The following is a 16,939-nucleotide window of genomic DNA, read 5'->3' as shown; positions in this document are numbered from 1 at the left end:
AGACCAAAAGAGTCATCCCCCCAACGCCGTCGAACCGACCCGTTTTAATCCTAGTGCTCCTTCGCCTGCACTACATATCGTGTATCGACAAGATGCAACCACAAGATACAGGCGACGATTGTTAGTTTAGCGTTCCTGGCTTCGAAGTCAACCTTCAGGATAGCGTTCGTCGTAACTTGTTGTTTCACCGTCGGTTCCCGATTTACAAGCCGATCGGGGGGCATGCTTTACAGGCATCAAAGTTTCGGCTTAACCTCTCATCTAAACGGCACTTGCAAAATTCGGCCGATCGGCATCCAATCGACCGCGGCACACGAGAAAATCTCACGGAATCCGAACATTTTTCTTGACAAATACACAAGCTAGCCAAGATAGGAAACCATGTCTCCCGCACCGCGCCCCCCTAACCGCTGTTCCACGTTGCGTCGCATGTGTTTGCCGGCTGGTTTCCTGTGGGCTTCCCCCGTAACTCTGTTCGGATTGCTGCACGGGCTTCTTACGTTGGCGACAGGGGGACGGGGCACCTTTTACGCCGGTGCTTTCGAGTTTTGCGGCGGCTGGGCCGCGTTTTTCCTCCGGAACCTCGTACCGCTTCGCGGCGCTTCGGCGGTCACCTTCGGACACGTGATCCTGGGTGTCGATCAAGCGGCCCTCGATGCTGCGCGCGAGCACGAGCACGTTCACATTCGGCAGTACATGCGATGGGGACTCTTCTTCATTCCCGCTTACCTGGGATGCTGGTTGTATTTGTTGCTTCGAGGGGCCGATCCCTACCTGGACAACCCGTTCGAGAAAGAAGCCTTCCAGCGTCGCTAGCCGCTTCGGTGTAACGGGAAGATACGTCGGCAGGAAATGCCCACGGCCTCATTCACGCGGGATACCGCGCAAGACGTCGGTCGGCGCGTAGTCGTCGGTCAAGATGCGTCCCGACCGCTCGTAATTGTCCCGCATGCCGCCGGCTTCGATGATCGACGGCAAGTGGAAACGAAGATCGAGCTTTTCTTGCAACCGGCGAGCGCGGGCGATGAGTTCTTCGTGCGTCGGCGGGTTCGGTTCGTTGCTGTCGACCACGATCACGTTGGCCCGATCGCCGTACGACCAATCGTTTCGGAAGACGGCCGCCAACGTCCGCCGGTGATAGTCGTACGAGCGAAATCCGGCTTGCAAGTTGCTGACGACGACGCCGTTTTCGTCAAGGATCGCCCGCACGGCCTCGAAGAACTCGCGCGTGGTCAGATGGTAAGGAATGTATCCACCGCGGAAGGCATCGAGAAAAATCAAGTCGTAGCTTCGTTTCTCGCGAACGAAGCGGTTGATCTGGACGCGCGCGTCGCGAACGAACACGTCGATCTGCGGATCGTCGGCAGGAAAACCGAAGTAGCGAACGGCCGCCTCGACGACGACCTCATCCAACTCGATAACGTCGATTTTCGCCTGCGGGAAATAATGGTGCAGCGCCCGCGGAAGGGTGCCGCCGCCCAGCCCCACGAACAGAATGCGTTTCGGTTCCGGCTGATGCGCCAATCCGGCGAACATCAGCCGATAGTAGTTCAGCGGAAAATCGAGCGGATCGCTCAACCGAATGGCCGACTCGTCGTAGTCCGATCCTCGTCGGCGGAATTGCAAGTAGCGAACGTCGCCTTGTTCGACCACGCGCACGTAATGGTACAGCGATTCCCGCTCGAACAATGTCCGCGTTTCGCCCTGCGAACGACTGGTGCAGGCGGTCATCGCAAACACCGGCCACAGCGCGACAAGCATCCAGGCGTTTCGGCGACGCAGCATACCGACCGGCTTCATGCGTTTCCTCCTTGCCGCTTCGACGCACGTTCGGCGGCCTCACACACGATCCACAAGAAAAAGGCCGTTGCTACCAACAACCCGGCGGCAATCAACAGGATCTGATGAATCCCCGCCCACAAGATCAGGTAGAACGCCGTATGCAGGCAGCCCAGGAAGCTGCCGATGGTCGAAACCGCGTACAGCCTTCCGGCGATGGCGCCCGAGCTTTTCACGTCGTGCACCAACAGTCGAATGCAGTACGGCGACACCATCCCCAACAGGCATGAGGGTACGAGAAACAGCGCGCACGCCGCCGCCAGTGAGCCCCAGCGTTCGTTCCAGTCGGTCAGCACGAAGAAGCCGCTGATTTCACGGTACCACACGGCGGTGGGCAGCAGCGCCAGCGCCGCGAGAATGATCACGATTGCCAGTCCCCGATGCGAGGGCCACCGCGCCGAGAGAATCCCGCCGAGAAAATATCCGACACTCAGCGACAACAGGAACACGCCGATGATGCTTCCCCACACGAACACGCCGCTCCCGAAATCGGGAGACAGCATCCGTCCGCCGAGGATTTCCAGGCCCATCATGATCCAACCGCAGGTAAAGGCGGTCAGTAAGACGGCCGCATTTTTGACGATGCTCATGGACTGGGATCACCAGACTCCGCCGATTGCCCCGCATCGGCATTCGGGAACGCTTGCCCCGTCGGTCCGCACAACCAAACTTTGTCTACAATACCACTTTTCGGTGCCCCTCTCCAGGATGCCATCTCACAGGTGCCTCGAATCAATCATAGGAAAAATTTTCGACGCCCCTCGAGAATTCCCGTGAGTACGCCGTATTTTTCGCACAAGCCTCCACCATAAAGAGGGGAACCGGAGAAGAAGCGAGCGCGATATTCACGAGAAGGCGTTTTTGGGGCGCGATCGGCAACGCCGACCACTCGATTCCGCGCAACCGCTATTTCCAGCCCACTCGTTTTATCCGACCCCCGGGTGCAGCATGCCCATGTTGCATCGTTGTTCCGCGCGAATCACACTGGCGGGCATTCTCAAGGTATGTCTGTCCCCACCGACCCACACAGGAAGCGTTCCGATGACCGACTCGGTGTCCAACGATCCCCGCAACCGAAACCTGCCGAAACTGTTCGCGATGCCGATCGTTCGGCACAGCCGTCTTCTACCTGTTTCGATACCGACGATCGTGCTCGGCATCGTCTGCGCGACGGCCGGTTCAGCATCGACCGCAGGAGCCGAACAGGGGCTTGTGACAATCGCCGCCCAAAAGGCAGAACTTGGGCGATTCGAAGAGTCGGCCCTCGCCTTTTCCAACCGGCGATACGTGTTCGAGAATATTCCGGCCTGCTTGCAGGGACTGACGTTCACGCGACTCCCCGGCGGCGAAGCGGCCTTTCTGCGCATCGAATCGCGGCCTGCCGAGGCCGACGTGTACGCGATCACTTCCGCCGCGGCGGTCGCCCCCGACGATTGGGATCGCGTCCCTGCCGACGGCTTTTGTTACACCGACGCGAACCGGACACCGCTGGCCGTATACCGCCTGTCGCCGAAGGTGCTTCCTTGTGTCGTCCGTCAATTGGGCTGGACGGGTACGATGATTGCGGCCGCGCACATCCGACTGGTCGAGGGCGTGCCTCGGCCCGACTTGTCGCGCGTTCCGGGTGTCGTCATCGATCACCAACCGGCCGCAAGCCGCTTGTACATCGGCTCACCGAGCATTGCGAAGCTGGAGGACGGTACGTACGTCGCCTCGCACGATCTGTTCGGTCCCGGCGAAGGCGCACAATGCACGCTCGTCTTTTGCTCGACGGATAAGGGACGCACCTGGGAGCGAATCGCCCGCATTCCCGACCAATTCTGGTCGACGCTGTTCACCCATCGCGGCGCGTTGTACCTGATCGGCACGGGTGGACAGTACGGCCCGGCCGTGATTCGTCGCTCGACCGACGGCGGTTACACCTGGACCGAGCCGCGGGACGAAAAGACCGGGTTACTGGACGATTCGGCACGCTATCACTGCGCGCCGGTCCCGGTAATCGAACACGCCGGTCGTCTGTGGCGGGGGATGGAAGATGCGATGGGCGGAGGCGGATGGGGAGCCCACTTTCGTGCGTTGATGATGTCCGTCCCCGTCGAAGTCGACCTGCTCGACGCCCGAAACTGGACCTTCAGCGAGCGCCTTCCTCGCAACCCCGAATGGTTGAACGGCGAGTTCGGCGGTTGGCTCGAGGGGAACGCGGTCGTCACTCCCGAGGGCGAGATCGTGGACATCCTGCGCGTCCACCGGCGGCCGCAAGGCAACACCGCGGCAATGATCCACATCGGTCCCGACGGTCGCACCGCCCGCTTCGATCCGTCGCGCGACTTCATCTCCTTTCCCGGCGGCGCCAAGAAGTTCACGATTCGCTATGACCGGGCGTCGGGCCGATACTGGTCGCTGGTCAACACGCTCCCCGAAAACTACGACGGAGGCGAACCCGATCGCGTGCGGAACACGCTGGCGTTGGTCAGTTCACCCGACCTGCGCACGTGGACGGTCCGGGCGACGATCCTGCATCATCCCGAAACGAAGTACCACGGCTTTCAATACGTCGATTGGCTGTTGGAGGACGACGACATCATCGCCGTTTCCCGCACGGCATACGACGACGGCCTAGGCGGCGCGCACAACTACCACGATGCGAACTTCATGACGTTCCATCGCATCGAACGCTTCCGCGATCGCTGACGGGAATGTCGCCGAGCGAGGATCATTGACCGGTCAATCGAGTCGCCACGGCTTGCGGTATTCGTAGTGCAGCAGCCGGTTCGCATCGGCGTGGTTCGTGAAGCGCTCAAGCTTGGGATCCCATTCAAGTCGCGACTTCGTCGCCAAGGCGATGTTCGCGATCAACGCGAAGGTCGTCGAGCGGTGGCCGATCTCGACATCGGCGTTCGGTGTTCGACGCGACTTGATGCAATCGAGAAAGTTTCGTGCATGCGCGGCAGTCAACCCCGCGTTACCGCCGGATTCTTCCGCCCACTCGATCGGGTCCATCCGTAAGCCGCCGGTTTGGAACTGTCCGCCTTTTTCGGGAACGACGTTGAGCCTGCGTTCGTCGATATAGGCGGTACCTTGGGTTCCGCGAAGTTCGATTTCGCCGCTCGCCAAGGCCGGGTTTCCCGACGCCTCGTACTGGCCGAACACGGCCAATCGTCCCGAGGCGAACTCGAAGGTGACTTCCAGCGTGTCGGGAATGGTTCGGTCGTCATCGACGGCAAATCGCCCGCCCATCGCACACACCGCCGAGGGCGCCTCCTCGCCGGTCAACCAGCGGATCGCATCGAGGTAATGCACGCCCCAGTTGGCCATCTGCGACGAATACAAATGCCACCAGCGGAACTTGTACGGCGCGATCGTAGCCTGAAACGGCCGTGCCGGACGCGGTCCCAGCCACAAGTCCCAGTGCAATCCCGAAGGCGGATCACTCGGCGGGGCCTTGCCGATGCCATCCGGAAACATGTTGCTCAAGCGGTACGCCCGCGAGACGGTCACCTTGCCGATGCCGCCCGAGCCGATCAGTTCCGCGGCCCGATGATAGAGTGTCGACGAGCGACGATGCGTGCCGACCTGAACGACGCGGCCATGTTCGCGCGCCGCTTCGACCATCTTGCGGCCTTCGACGACGGTCACCGACAACGGTTTTTCGACGTACACGTCTTTGCCCGCCCGACACGCCCACACGGTCATCAAGGCGTGCCAGTGGTCCGGGGTCGCAATCACCACGGCATCGACATCGTTGCGATCGAGAACGTGCCGGAAGTCGATCGTCGTATCGACGGGCCTTCCGACCCGTTCGCGCGCCCGGTCGAGATACGGCTCGTACACGTCGCAAAAGACGACCGGCTCGGCGTCGTCGTGTGTAAGGAATGCATCGAGCAGTTGGCTTCCGCGGTTGCCGACGCCGATAAACGCCAGGCGGACGCGATCGTTCGCTCCCGCCGCGCGGGCATACGAGGCAGCCGACAACCCAAGGCCGACGGCCGCCCCCGCGGCGGCGAATCGGCGGCGTGTGATGCCGTGCGCGCGAGTAGATGAGCGATCCATGGCGAGCCTCCTACAGAGAAACCGGCAACAACAACCGGCCGAAAAGACGGCCGAAAACCGCTCGGATCGTACCGCGCACACAGCGGGCGCGTCAAAGTTTTTCAATTGCGCGGCAGTGTCGGCAACCGAATCACCATCGCCGACCCCAAAGTTCACGCGTCCCCGAGCACGCGCCGGATTTCTTCCGGCGTCACCGGCTGAATGACGCCTCGATCGGTAATGAGTCCCGCGATCAACTCGGCGGGCGTCACGTCGAAGGCGGGATTGTACACGTCGATGCCCTCCGGCGCCGTTTGCCGTCCGAATCCGTGCGTCACCTCGCGCGGATCGCGTTGCTCGATCGGAATCGCCGAACCGTCGGCCAGCGACAGATCGAACGTGCTGGCCGGGGCCGCTACGTAGAAGGGGATACCGTGATGCTTGGCGAGCACGGCCACCGAGTAGGTGCCGATTTTGTTGGCCGCGTCGCCGTTCGCCGCGATGCGGTCGGCACCGGTCACGACCGCTTGAATCTTCCCCTCGCGCATGACCTGCCCGGCCATGTTGTCGCAGATGAGCGTAACCGGCACACCGTGGGCCTGAAGCTCCCACGCGGTCAGGCGGGCACCTTGCAACAAGGGGCGCGTTTCGTCGGCGTAGACATGAATGCGTTTCCCGGCCTCGTGCGCGGCGTAGAAGACGGCCAACGCCGTACCGTACTCGGCCGTGGCCAAACCGCCGGCGTTACAATGCGTGAGCACGCCCCAACCGTCTTCGATCAACGCCGCACCGTGCTCGCCGATCGCATGGCACATGCGGCGATCTTCATCATGGATGGCTTTCGCCTCTTGCAACAAACGTTCGAGCAACCGTGCCGGCGGCAAATCGCGAGCGGCTTGGGCCGTTGCTTCCATCCGCTGCAAGGCCCAAAACAGGTTCACCGCAGTGGGCCGACTCGAGGCGAGATACTCGATCGTCTTCGCCAAGGCCGCAAAGAAATCGTCCGTGCTGCCCGCGGCAGCCGAACGCGTCCCCAGCACGACGCCGTACGCCGCGGCAATCCCGATCGCCGGTGCCCCGCGGACACGAAGCACCTTGATGGCCTCCCACAACGTTTCGACATCGCGGCAGTCGCAATAGGTCAACTCGACGGGCAACTTCGTCTGGTCGATCAGACGCAGATAGCCGTCGATCCCGCCGATCCACTCAAGCGTTTGCAACGATTGATCCACGAAAAGACTCCACTCGGTTTCGATTTCCCATGGGTGCCGTCGGCGGTTTCAGCCGTCACGCTGCTCCCGTTCCCGCGCGATCGCCTCTTGCAAGGCGGCGTCCTTCGCTTTGATCTTGTCGACAAGATCATTCTTGAACTGCACGAGTTTTCCGTGCAGCGACTGATCGCTGAGGGCCAAGATTTGAACGGCCAGCAGGCCGGCATTTCGAGGACCGCCCATACCGACGGCCATCGTCGCCACGGGCACGTCGCCGGGCATTTGCGACATCGACAAGAGCGAGTCCAATCCTCCGGCCAATTGGGTCGGGACGGGCAGGCCGATGACCGGCAACACCGTATGTGCGGCCACCACGCCTGCCAAGTGCGCCGCGCCGCCTGCCGCAGCAATGATCACGCGCAAACCGCGTTCGTAGGCCGTTTCGGCGTATTCTTGAACCGCCGCAGGAGTGCGATGGGCGCTCATCACGCGGACCTCGTACCCCACGCCGAACTCGTCGAGCGCGTCGGCGGCTTTGCGGATCTTCGGCCAGTCGCTGTCGCTGCCCATTACGATACCGACACGAATCGGTTTTCCGTTTTCCGACATCATGAACTCCCAAACATGCGGACTTCAGCCGATCGACAGAAGCGACTACAGGTCGAAAGCCGGATTGTACGGGATTTGGAACGAATCGGCGACCGCCCGATTGGTCAACTCGCCCTCGTAGATGTTTACCGCCCTGGCGATCGGCCGGTACCGCTTGGCGGCTTCGAGGATTCCCAAATCGGCGATCCGCCGCGCCCAAGGTTGGGTGCTGTGGCACAACGCGAACGTACTGGTGCGTCCCACGGCACCGGGCATGTTCGCCACGCAGTAGTGCACGACGTTGTGCACGATAAAGGTCGGATCGCTGTGCGTGGTGGGGCGGCTCGTCTCGATACATCCGCCCTGGTCGACGGCCACGTCGATCAACACGGCTCCCGATTTCATCAGTCGCAGGTCGTCTTCATGCACGAGCACGGGCGTTCGCGCGCCCGGTACGAGCACGGCTCCGATCAGCAGATCGCAGCGTCCCAGCTCGTGCCGGATGTTGTAACTGTCGCTGTACAAGGTGGTGACGTTCGGCGGCATCACATCATCGAGATAGCGTAGACGATCCACATCGATATCGAGAATCGACACCGAGGCACCGAATCCCGCAGCCACCTTCGCCGCGTTCGCGCCCACCACACCGCCGCCGAGAACGGTGATATGCGCCGGTTGTACGCCCGGCACACCGCCGAGCAGGATCCCTCGGCCCATCTGCGGCCGTTCGAGGTACTTGGCCCCTTCCTGAATACTCATGCGGCCGGCGACCTCGCTCATCGGCGTCAACAGCGGCAAGCGGCCGTCGTCGGTCCGCAATGTTTCGTACGCCACGGCGGTCACTTTCGCCTCGAGCAGCGCTTCGGTCAATTGTCGATCGGCGGCCAGATGAAAATACGTGAAGAGGATCTGTCCCGGCCGGATCAGCTCGATTTCTTGCGGCTGCGGTTCTTTGACCTTGATCACCATGTCGGCGCGGCCGTAGATCTCCTCGGGGCCGGCGACCATTTCGGCGCCGTGCTGAAGATACTCGTGATCGGCGATCCCCGACCCCAGGCCCGCCCCCGCCTCGATCAGCACGCGATGCCCCGCCTTGGTAAACTCTTCGACTCCGGCAGGCAAGATGCCCACGCGGTACTCGTCACGCTTGATCTCCCGCGGAACGCCGATAATCATCACAAGCCCTCCCGAATCGCCATGGCCCACCCTCGCGGATCGAACGGTCGGTCGAATACCCCCTATCGGTTGCGTGTCATTATATTGCGGACACCCCGGGGAGACACCAATCCGGCACAACGGTTCGACGATTCGGGAGCGCGTCGCATCGACCGGGCCCCCTGTTCGGGCTTTCCGGCAGCGGCCCGCCGAACCACCCCCATTCGGCAGCATTTTGCCGCGGGGTACAATGAGAAAGACTGCCGGGCACACAGCGCGGCGGCCGAAACCATCGTTCTCACGGCATGATAGGGGAGTTCGCTCGATGCCGCAGGAATACATTCACCGCGGATTGCGATTCATGTATCCCGACGGTTGGGAGCTGGACCATTCCGAGATGCTGGCGGGCAAGTCGTCCGTGGCCGTCTACAGCCCCGGAGGTGCATTCTGGTCGGTCAGCGTCCATCCGCGCGATGCCGATCCTCACCGACTGGCCGAATCGGTCCTGAAGACGATGGAATTGGAATACGACACCGTCGATTCTGAATCGCAAACCGTTTCGCTCGGCGGCCGCAAACTCGTCGGCTACGAGATGAATTTCTTCTTCCTCGATCTGGTGTGCACGGCCACGATCCGCTGCGTGCAAACCGAGCAAGCAACCTACGCCTTCTTCTGTCAAGGAGAAGATCGGGAATTCCAGGCGCAGGCCAAGGTCTTCGACGCCATCACGACCAGCTTCTTGAGTCATGTCAAGAAGCTCTCGTACTGGGACGACTGACGCCGCTTCCTCCGGTTGCTCACGTTCGCCGACGCCGGAGAGGCGCCGCGACGATCTTGCTCGCCCCGGCAACAGCGGTGTTGCCGGCTTACGCTCACTCGAAGACGAAGCCGATGTCGCGCAACCGCGATTCCGTCTCGGCCATCAGGGCGTCTTCCGCGGCTTCGTCTTCGGCCAGGTAGGTGACCGAGAATCGCAAGTACGGACCAGCATCGTCCCACGGCACCGTACAAATCGAGTGCTCGGTGATGAGGTACTGTGAGACCTCTTCGGCATTCGCGAAACGGCGACCGTCGGTAGTTCCCTTCGGAGCAGGCGTGTACAAGAAGTAGCTTCCGCCGGGCATCTCACAGCGAAAACCGCATCGCCGGAGCATCGCGACGAGCTTTTCCAATCGCCGGCGATACTTCGCCCGCGTTCGATCGGGAATCGAATCGTCGTCCAATGCCGCAATGCCCGCCTTTTGAATGGCGATGAACTGTCCCGAGTCGCAGTTGTCTTTGACATCGGCGAACGCCCGCACGATCAGCGGGTTACCGCACACCCAGCCCAACCGCCAGCCGATCATGTTCCAGCCTTTTGACAGCGAGTGGACCTCGACGCCGACTTCTTTGGCGCCGGGCACTCGCAAGAAGCTCAACGGCTCGTCGCGGAAGCTGAGCATGATGTGGGCCGCGTCTTGAACGACGACGATGTCGTTCGCCTTGGCGAATTCGATCACCTTTTCGTAGAAGGCCTGCGTCGCCACCTGTCCGGTCGGGCTGTTCGGATAGTTGATCACCAACAACTTCGCGCGGCGGCGAACATCTTCGGGAATCCCGTCCAGATCGGGATAGAAATCGTTTTCCGGCAACAACGGCAGTTTGTAAACCTCGCCGCCGTAGTAACGGGTGTGTGTCCCCGCCACGGGATAGCCGGGCACCGTCAAGAGCGTTACATCGCCGGGATTGATGAACACCGCCGGCAACATGGCCAAGGCCGTTTTCGACCCGATGCAGTGATTGACCTCGGTCGTCGGATCAAGCTCGACCCCGAACCGCCGTTTCATGAACCGGGCGACGGCTTCCTTGAATTCGGCAATCCCGTTGTCGGCGTAGCCGCGGTTCTCGGGCTTGTGAATTTCTTCGGCCATCACGGCGCGGACGGATTCGGCGGCCGGCTCGTCGTTCTCGCCGATTCCGAAATCGATCAGCGTGCGCTCGGGGTGCTCGGCCAACGCCTTGCGCTTCGCCCGCTTGATCTTCTCGAATTTGTAGATCTCGGTCCCTTTCCCGTAGGACGCCCCGCCGATTCGTTCTGCGAACAGTTTCTGGAAATAGGGATCGCTCATCCGGATGACCTCGGCCGCCTGATAAAGTCGGTGATCGTGTTGTTCACAAGGTGCCGACACGCCGCGTGGGGATATTGTCCGGCTGCATCCGGCGCCATCGCTCCGATGCAAAGGCCGCCCCCGCTTCGACGCGCAAAAGGCCCCAAAACCACGTAACTTAAACGAGATGGGCAAGAACGACAACCCGCTCGCTTCGGCCGGGCGCAAGCGAACGTTCGATCGAGAAAATCCCCTGCCCGCCGGTGAGGAAACCCTCGTCACCCGGCTTTTGCCAGCGGCTGCCTGACGGGGAACGGCCGAACGGCGTGCGATTCTTCGGCACGGCGCAGTCGGCGAATCCGTTGCGCGAGGAACTCCCCGCCGCTGGGTCGCCGCATGCCCGCCAACCGGCCCGAAAGACGCGGCAACCGTTGCCATCGCACGAGGGAGCTGACCCCTTCGCCGGCCAACGATCCGACGTGTCGGAGAGTCTGTTTCCACGAGCCGGTCAGAGCGTTCCAACGCCAGAAGAAGGCTTCGGCGTCGCTGGCCAGTCGATATTCGCCGGGGAATGCCCCCACGATGTGCATCGCACGCACGCGACAACGCGGCTCCAAGATCGACAACCGTCCCGCGTGCTGCAAGGTGAGCACCAGGTCGACCATGACCCACTGATCGCCGACCATCGGATCGGCGCCGCCGATCAATTCCAGCAAATCCTTTCGGAAGATCGCTCCCGATGCGTGGGGGAGAACTTGCGTTCGATGGGCGAGACGAATTCCGTCGGCGGCCACGCCGTACTGAAAATGAATCAGTCGCCCGGTCGGTTCATATCCCAGTCCCGCCGCCAGGATCGCCGACGGCTTTTCCTGCTGGAGGGCGACCGGCACGACGCAGGCGATGCGTTCGTCTTCAAAGTGCCGCGCAGCCGCTTCAGTCCATCCCTCGACGACCTCGCATCCGCAGGCCAAGATGTGCACCAGCGGTGCCGAGGCTACCCTCAGCCCCCGGTTCACCGCGGCCGCCAAACCGTGCTTGCCTTCCGGCGGCAAGAACCGCACCTCGCCCTCGAGGTGGTAGGGGTCGTCATACGGTTCGTCCAAGACGACGATGACCTCGCAATCGTCGGGCCGATTCTCGAGTACCGAGAGGAGCGTCTGCTCCATTCGGTCGAGATTGCCGAGCACGGGAATGATCACGGACAGGCGAGACACCGCGATACCCTGTTTCAGCGATCCAGCGGGAAGGAACACGTCCGACAACAACGTCCAGCAGCAAAACCCTTCTTTCGAGGGACCAGCCGCGCAGCGGTATCCCTCATCGACGGGTTCCCTTGCCTACATATGTCGGTCGGACGCGGAGAATAGTTTATTCCGATCACAACGACCAGACCGGCTTCCCACGCGAGGCGCCCGAATGCCACCCGTGAGCCACATAACCTTCACCGATCGAGCTATACCTGCCGACACCGACCACAAAAACGACCTGAGTGTCCACTTTTCGCGACGCCGAAGCGGCCGGGATTTGCAACCGGCCCGCCGAAAGTTAAAATGAGGGACTTCGCCTGTGACGGTCTTGCCCGCAGGGCACCGCCGCAGGCCGCTGTAAAATACGGATCGGCCGATTTCTCTCAATCGGCCGCAGGTGCAAATCAATCGGGCACGAGGAGTTCGGTTCGATGGCCAAAGGCGGCAAAGCAAAAAAGAAGGCCGAAACGGTCTTTTTGGTGTGCGAAGAAACCGGCGACTACAACTACACGCTCAAGCGCAAGCCCGGCGGTGAGAAACTGCGACTGCGGAAGTACTGCCCGCGGCTGCGTCGCCACACCTGGCACACCGAGAAAAAGAAATAGTCATTCCGCAGGGCGTTTACCGGAACGCCTCGTCGGTTCGGCCACACGCCGTTCCGAAGAATCACTCGTTTTTTCGACCGCCGTCGGTGCGTATCGGGTGACTTCGACTTCCGAACGCGCGAGCGGTCTTTCTTCTGCGCGCCGCGAGGACGGACATGAAACGGCGTTGGCGCATCGCTCCGCATGACCGGGACAAGATCACGGCCCTTCAACGTGCCGCAGAGATTCCACCGGTCGTCGCTCAACTGCTGATCTGCCGCGGCATCGAGGATCCGCGCGAAGCCCGCACGTTTCTGAATCCGCAGTTGACCGCGCTGCGGCCGCCCGAACGGTTGCCCGGATGCTCGCAAGCCGCCGAAATCCTTTGGAACGCCGTCCAAAACAAGCAACGCATCGTCGTCTACGGCGATTACGACGTCGACGGCATGACGGCCACGGCGATTCTCTATCGCTGCCTGAAGCTGCTCGGCGGCGACGTCGGATACTACGTTCCCAGCCGCACGACCGAAGGCTACGGACTGAACCCCGACGCCTTGCAAACGCTCGCTCGACGCGGAACGCAAGTCGTCGTGTCGGTCGATTGCGGCATCACCGCCGTCGACGAAGCGGCGGTCGCGCGTGAGCTGGGTATTGCGTTGATCGTCACCGACCACCATCAACCGCCCACCGTATTGCCCGACTGCGCGGCCGTCGTCCATCCCGGTCTTCCCGGCTCCGACTATCCTTTTCACGGACTCAGCGGCGCGGGCGTGGCTCTCAAGCTGGCCTGGGCGGTGGCCCAATTGGCCGGCGACGGCACGCGCGTCTCGCCGAAGATGCGAAGCTACCTGGTCGAAGCCGTCGCCCTGGCGGCCGTCGGCACGATCGCCGACGTCGTCCCTTTGTTGGACGAAAACCGAATCCTCGTGCGTTACGGCGTGCACACCGCGATGGCAAAGCGACCGCCGCTGGGTTTGCGGATCCTCGCCGAAGTCGCCAAGCTGACCGAAAAGGCTGCGATGAATTCGGAGGATGTGGCCTTTCAACTGGCCCCTCGCCTGAACGCCGCCGGCCGCCTGGAACAAGCCGCGCTGGGCGTCGAGCTGTTGATCACCGAGCGTGAAGAACGCGCCCGCGAACTCGCCGAATATATCGACCGACTCAACGATCAACGCCAATCGCTCGAACGCAGCATCTACTTGCGTGCGTTGAAACAGGCCAAAGAGCAATTCGATCCCGAAAACGACGCCGCGCTCGTGCTGGCCGACTACCAGTGGCACAAAGGAGTGATCGGGATCGTGGCGGGAAGGCTGGCCGAGACGTTTCACCGGCCGGTGGTGGTGGTCAGTCTCGACCGGTCGGGAACCTCGCCGGGAACCGGTTCGGCGCGCAGCATTCCCGGTGTCCATTTGTATCACGCCCTGTCCGCCTGCGGCGATCACCTGATCAAGTACGGCGGACACGCGATGGCTGCAGGCCTTTCCATCGATCCGGCACAACTCGACGCCTTCCGCACGGCATTGTGCGAGTATGTCGCCGAGAACTACGACCCGGTATCAATCGTGCCCGAATTGGCGATCGACGCCGAATTCCCTTTGGCCGCGTTCACGACCGATGTGGTTCGCCAGCTCGAAACGCTCGGCCCCTTCGGCGAGGGCAACCACCGACCGCTGATGTGCACCACCGGCGTCGAGATTACCGACGCCAAGCCGATCGGCAAATCGGGACGCCATCTGTCGATGCGGATACGGCAGCACGACACGAACTTTCGGGCGGTCGCGTTCGGTGCCGCCGATCGGCTGGAAGAGCTGGAAGCATCGACCGGCCCGTTCGACATCGCCTTTCGTCCGGCAATCAACGACTTCCGCGGCTACCAGCGGGTAGAACTTCAACTGGTCGACTGGCGCCCGAGCGAGGTGTGAAAAGTGCCGAACGTCGCTCGGCAGTTCGTGGTACAATGAGGGCGTCGGGTTTTCCCGCTTCGATATCGTCACGCCCTATCGTCGGCCGTCGAGGGTTCTATGGTCTTCCGCTCGCTCGTCCAAGGTTTGATCCGCGAACAGGTGACGCAGACGGTCCAGAACCACGTTCGGCAGAAGGTCGAAGAGGCCGTCTCCGAAACGCAGCCGCAGGAACCGCCCGACCGGCAACCTCCGTGCGATGTGGGCTTCATCTTCGCCCTCGGAATCGAAGCCGGCGGATTGGAAGACCTGCTTTCCGACGTGGTCTACCTGCAAGGAGAACACATTGCTGCGCGGTACGGGAATCTCGACGGCCGCCACGTCGTCATCGTGATTTCCGGGCCCGGACGCAAGGCTGCCGCCCACGCGACCGAAGCCCTTCTTCTGGGCCATCGCCCCCGCTGGATCGTCTCCGCCGGATTCGCGGGCGGCCTCGTCCCCGAACTGCGTTACAAAGACATCGTCATGATCGATCGCGTGTGCGATACCACCGGTAAGTCGCTGAAGCTCGATCTTCAGGTCGACCGCGACGCAGTCGCGCAAACCCCCGGCCTGCACGTCGCCCCCCTGGTCACGACCGATCACATCGTCCGACGACAACAGGAAAGACAGGCGCTTCACGAAAAATACGGAGCCTGGGCGGTTGACATGGAGACGTTTGCCGTCGCCCAGGTATGTCGCGCGCACCAGATGCCGCTCTTGGCCGTGCGGATCATCAGCGACGAATTCGATTTTCGCCTTCCCCCCGAAGTCGATGCCATGCTCGACCGCCACAAGTGGACGGAAAAGGCCGGAACATTCGTGGCCGCACTCTGGCGCCGCCCTTCGAGCATCAAAGACTTTTGGGGGTTGAAAGAAAGGGCGCTGGTCGCCTCGGATCATCTGGCCAAGTTCCTGCAATCGATGACGGCCCAACTTCCGCGAGCGGCGTCTCCCGAAACAGAACCGGACGTCGATTGACCGGCCTCCTCCGTCGGCGATTCCCTCGAATTTTCTTATCGGTTCGTTGCGTCCTCCCGCCGCAGTCGGTGGTTCGTGTGGGGGAGTCTCCAGCCGTGGGCAAATGCCGCCGGGGTGTTGCAGCGGGGCGGGAATATGGGCACAATACCACCATCCGGTGTTGTCGAGACACGCAGGACCGTTTTGCGGTCCGCCGATTGAAAACCTCATTTCGTTCGGAAGGAGTACACCATGCCACGTCCGGTCACCATGTTCACGGGCCAATGGGCCGATCTGCCGCTGGAAACCCTGTTGGGCCACGTCAAGGAATTCGGCTACGACGGCGTCGAGCTGGCATGCTGGGGCGACCACTTCGAGGTCCGCAAGGCGATCGAAGAAGACGACTACTGCGCCAAGAAGCGCGAGCTGCTCGACAAGTTCGGCATGCAGTGCTACGCGATCAGCGCACACCTGGTCGGGCAGGCGGTTCTCGACAACATCGACGAGCGTCACAAGGCCTTGCTGCCCGACTACGTGTGGGGCGACGGCGATCCGGCCGGCGTGAACCAGCGTGCGGCGGATGAACTCAAAGACACCGCCCGTGCCGCACAGAAGTTCGGCGTCGGCGTGGTCAACGGCTTCACCGGTTCGAGCATTTGGCACCTGTTGTATTCGTTCCCGCCCGTCCCGCCGCAGATGATCGAAGCCGGTTTCGACCTGCTGCGCGAACGGTTCACGCCCATCTTGGACGTGTTCGCCGAATGCGGCGTCAAGTTCGCCCTCGAGGTGCATCCGACGGAAATCGCCTTCGACCTGTACACGGCCGAACGGGCCTTGGAAGCTCTCAACTACCACGAAGCGTTCGGCTTCAACTTCGACCCGAGCCACCTGATCTGGCAAGGCGTCGATCCGGCGCAATTCATTCGCAACTTCCCCGACCGCATCTTCCACGTGCATATGAAAGATGCGATCGTCACGCTGGACGGCAAGTCGGGCATCCTCGGCAGCCACATCGACTTCGGTGATTGGCGTCGCGGTTGGAACTTCCGCTCGCTGGGGCACGGCGGCGTGAACTTCGAAGAGATCATCCGGGCGCTGAACGACATCGGTTACGAAGGTCCGCTGTCGGTCGAATGGGAAGACAGCGGCATGGACCGGATGCACGGTGCGAAGGAAGCCTGCGAATTCGTCCGCAAGGTCGACTTCGCCCCCAGCAACGTCGCCTTCGACGCCGCGTTCGACAAGGAAGAACAAAAGAAAGACGCGTAATGCACCCTTTGTCGTAAGCCCTTTCGATGC

15 protein-coding genes are annotated in these 16,939 nt (G+C 61.9%); 7 read left to right on the top strand and 8 right to left on the bottom strand.

All coding sequences use genetic code 11. The features are described 5' to 3' along the window. Positions 1 to 429 precede the first annotated feature (429 nt). Entirely contained in the window at positions 430 to 816 is a 387-nt protein-coding gene (locus ACYQ2I_RS02900; protein WP_460165487.1) for a hypothetical protein, read from the top strand. A 48-nt stretch (positions 817 to 864) separates the two neighbouring features. Here ACYQ2I_RS02900 and ACYQ2I_RS02895 read toward each other — a convergent pair whose 3' ends face one another. Further along, positions 865 to 1,800, bottom strand: a complete 936-nt coding sequence (locus tag ACYQ2I_RS02895) for a spermidine synthase (protein WP_460165486.1) — start codon at positions 1,798 to 1,800, stop codon at positions 865 to 867. Then, the gene (locus ACYQ2I_RS02890) at positions 1,797 to 2,429 is read right to left on the bottom strand and encodes a fused MFS/spermidine synthase (protein ID WP_460165485.1); all 633 of its coding nucleotides are present in this window, start codon (positions 2,427 to 2,429) and stop codon (positions 1,797 to 1,799) included. The genes ACYQ2I_RS02895 and ACYQ2I_RS02890 overlap by 4 nt, the downstream gene beginning before the upstream one ends. Before the next feature lie 451 nt (positions 2,430 to 2,880). Here ACYQ2I_RS02890 and ACYQ2I_RS02885 point away from each other — a divergent pair, with 451 nt between their 5' ends. After that, entirely contained in the window at positions 2,881 to 4,530 is a 1,650-nt protein-coding gene (locus ACYQ2I_RS02885) for a sialidase family protein (protein WP_460165484.1), read from the top strand. A 33-nt stretch (positions 4,531 to 4,563) separates the two neighbouring features. Here ACYQ2I_RS02885 and ACYQ2I_RS02880 read toward each other — a convergent pair whose 3' ends face one another. The 4 genes from ACYQ2I_RS02880 to ald form a co-directional block, all read right to left on the bottom strand. Next, on the bottom strand, positions 4,564 to 5,889 hold the full coding sequence (locus tag ACYQ2I_RS02880; protein ID WP_460165483.1) for a Gfo/Idh/MocA family protein: 1,326 nt from the start codon (positions 5,887 to 5,889) through the stop codon (positions 4,564 to 4,566). Positions 5,890 to 6,041: 152 nt separating this feature from the next. Beyond that, a complete protein-coding gene (gene mtnA / locus ACYQ2I_RS02875) occupies positions 6,042 to 7,100 on the bottom strand; it encodes an S-methyl-5-thioribose-1-phosphate isomerase (protein ID WP_460165482.1) in 1,059 nt (352 codons plus the stop codon). A 48-nt stretch (positions 7,101 to 7,148) separates the two neighbouring features. Beyond that, positions 7,149 to 7,691 carry a 5-(carboxyamino)imidazole ribonucleotide mutase gene (gene purE / locus ACYQ2I_RS02870; RefSeq protein ID WP_460165481.1) on the bottom strand — a complete coding sequence of 181 codons (543 nt, stop codon included), beginning with the start codon at positions 7,689 to 7,691 and terminating at the stop codon, positions 7,149 to 7,151. A gap of 42 nt (positions 7,692 to 7,733) precedes the next feature. After that, positions 7,734 to 8,843: an alanine dehydrogenase gene (gene ald, locus ACYQ2I_RS02865; RefSeq protein WP_460165480.1), complete on the bottom strand. Its 1,110-nt coding sequence runs from the start codon at positions 8,841 to 8,843 to the stop codon at positions 7,734 to 7,736. 304 nt (positions 8,844 to 9,147) lie between these two features. On the opposite strand from ald, the gene ACYQ2I_RS02860 reads away from it, so the two are divergent. Then, complete coding sequence (locus ACYQ2I_RS02860) at positions 9,148 to 9,600, top strand: hypothetical protein (protein ID WP_460165479.1); 453 nt, start codon at positions 9,148 to 9,150, stop codon at positions 9,598 to 9,600. A gap of 94 nt (positions 9,601 to 9,694) precedes the next feature. Here the strand turns inward: ACYQ2I_RS02860 and ACYQ2I_RS02855 are convergent, their stop codons facing one another. Both ACYQ2I_RS02855 and ACYQ2I_RS02850 read right to left on the bottom strand, forming a co-directional pair. Beyond that, positions 9,695 to 10,930, bottom strand: a complete 1,236-nt coding sequence (locus ACYQ2I_RS02855; protein ID WP_460165478.1) for an LL-diaminopimelate aminotransferase — start codon at positions 10,928 to 10,930, stop codon at positions 9,695 to 9,697. A gap of 257 nt (positions 10,931 to 11,187) precedes the next feature. Further along, complete coding sequence (locus ACYQ2I_RS02850; RefSeq protein WP_460165477.1) at positions 11,188 to 12,123, bottom strand: glycosyltransferase family 2 protein; 936 nt, start codon at positions 12,121 to 12,123, stop codon at positions 11,188 to 11,190. Between the two features lie 464 nt (positions 12,124 to 12,587). Between ACYQ2I_RS02850 and rpmG the strand changes: the two genes are divergently transcribed. The 4 genes from rpmG (at position 12,588) to ACYQ2I_RS02830 (ending at position 16,909) form a co-directional block, all read left to right on the top strand. Further along, positions 12,588 to 12,761 (top strand): 50S ribosomal protein L33, encoded by a 174-nt coding sequence (gene rpmG, locus ACYQ2I_RS02845; RefSeq protein ID WP_460165476.1) that lies wholly within the window; start codon positions 12,588 to 12,590, stop codon positions 12,759 to 12,761. Positions 12,762 to 12,916: 155 nt separating this feature from the next. Further along, positions 12,917 to 14,662, top strand: coding sequence for a single-stranded-DNA-specific exonuclease RecJ (gene recJ / locus ACYQ2I_RS02840; protein WP_460165475.1), 1,746 nt, complete (start codon positions 12,917 to 12,919; stop codon positions 14,660 to 14,662). A gap of 99 nt (positions 14,663 to 14,761) precedes the next feature. Next, positions 14,762 to 15,661 (top strand): phosphorylase family protein, encoded by a 900-nt coding sequence (locus ACYQ2I_RS02835; protein ID WP_460165474.1) that lies wholly within the window; start codon positions 14,762 to 14,764, stop codon positions 15,659 to 15,661. Between the two features lie 231 nt (positions 15,662 to 15,892). Then, a complete protein-coding gene (locus ACYQ2I_RS02830) occupies positions 15,893 to 16,909 on the top strand; it encodes a sugar phosphate isomerase/epimerase family protein (RefSeq protein WP_460165473.1) in 1,017 nt (338 codons plus the stop codon). Positions 16,910 to 16,939 lie beyond the last annotated feature (30 nt).

The organism is Thermostilla marina, assembly GCF_054657455.1.
Note: the sequence above shows the minus strand (reverse complement) of the source record. Positions and strands in the feature narration are given on the sequence as shown.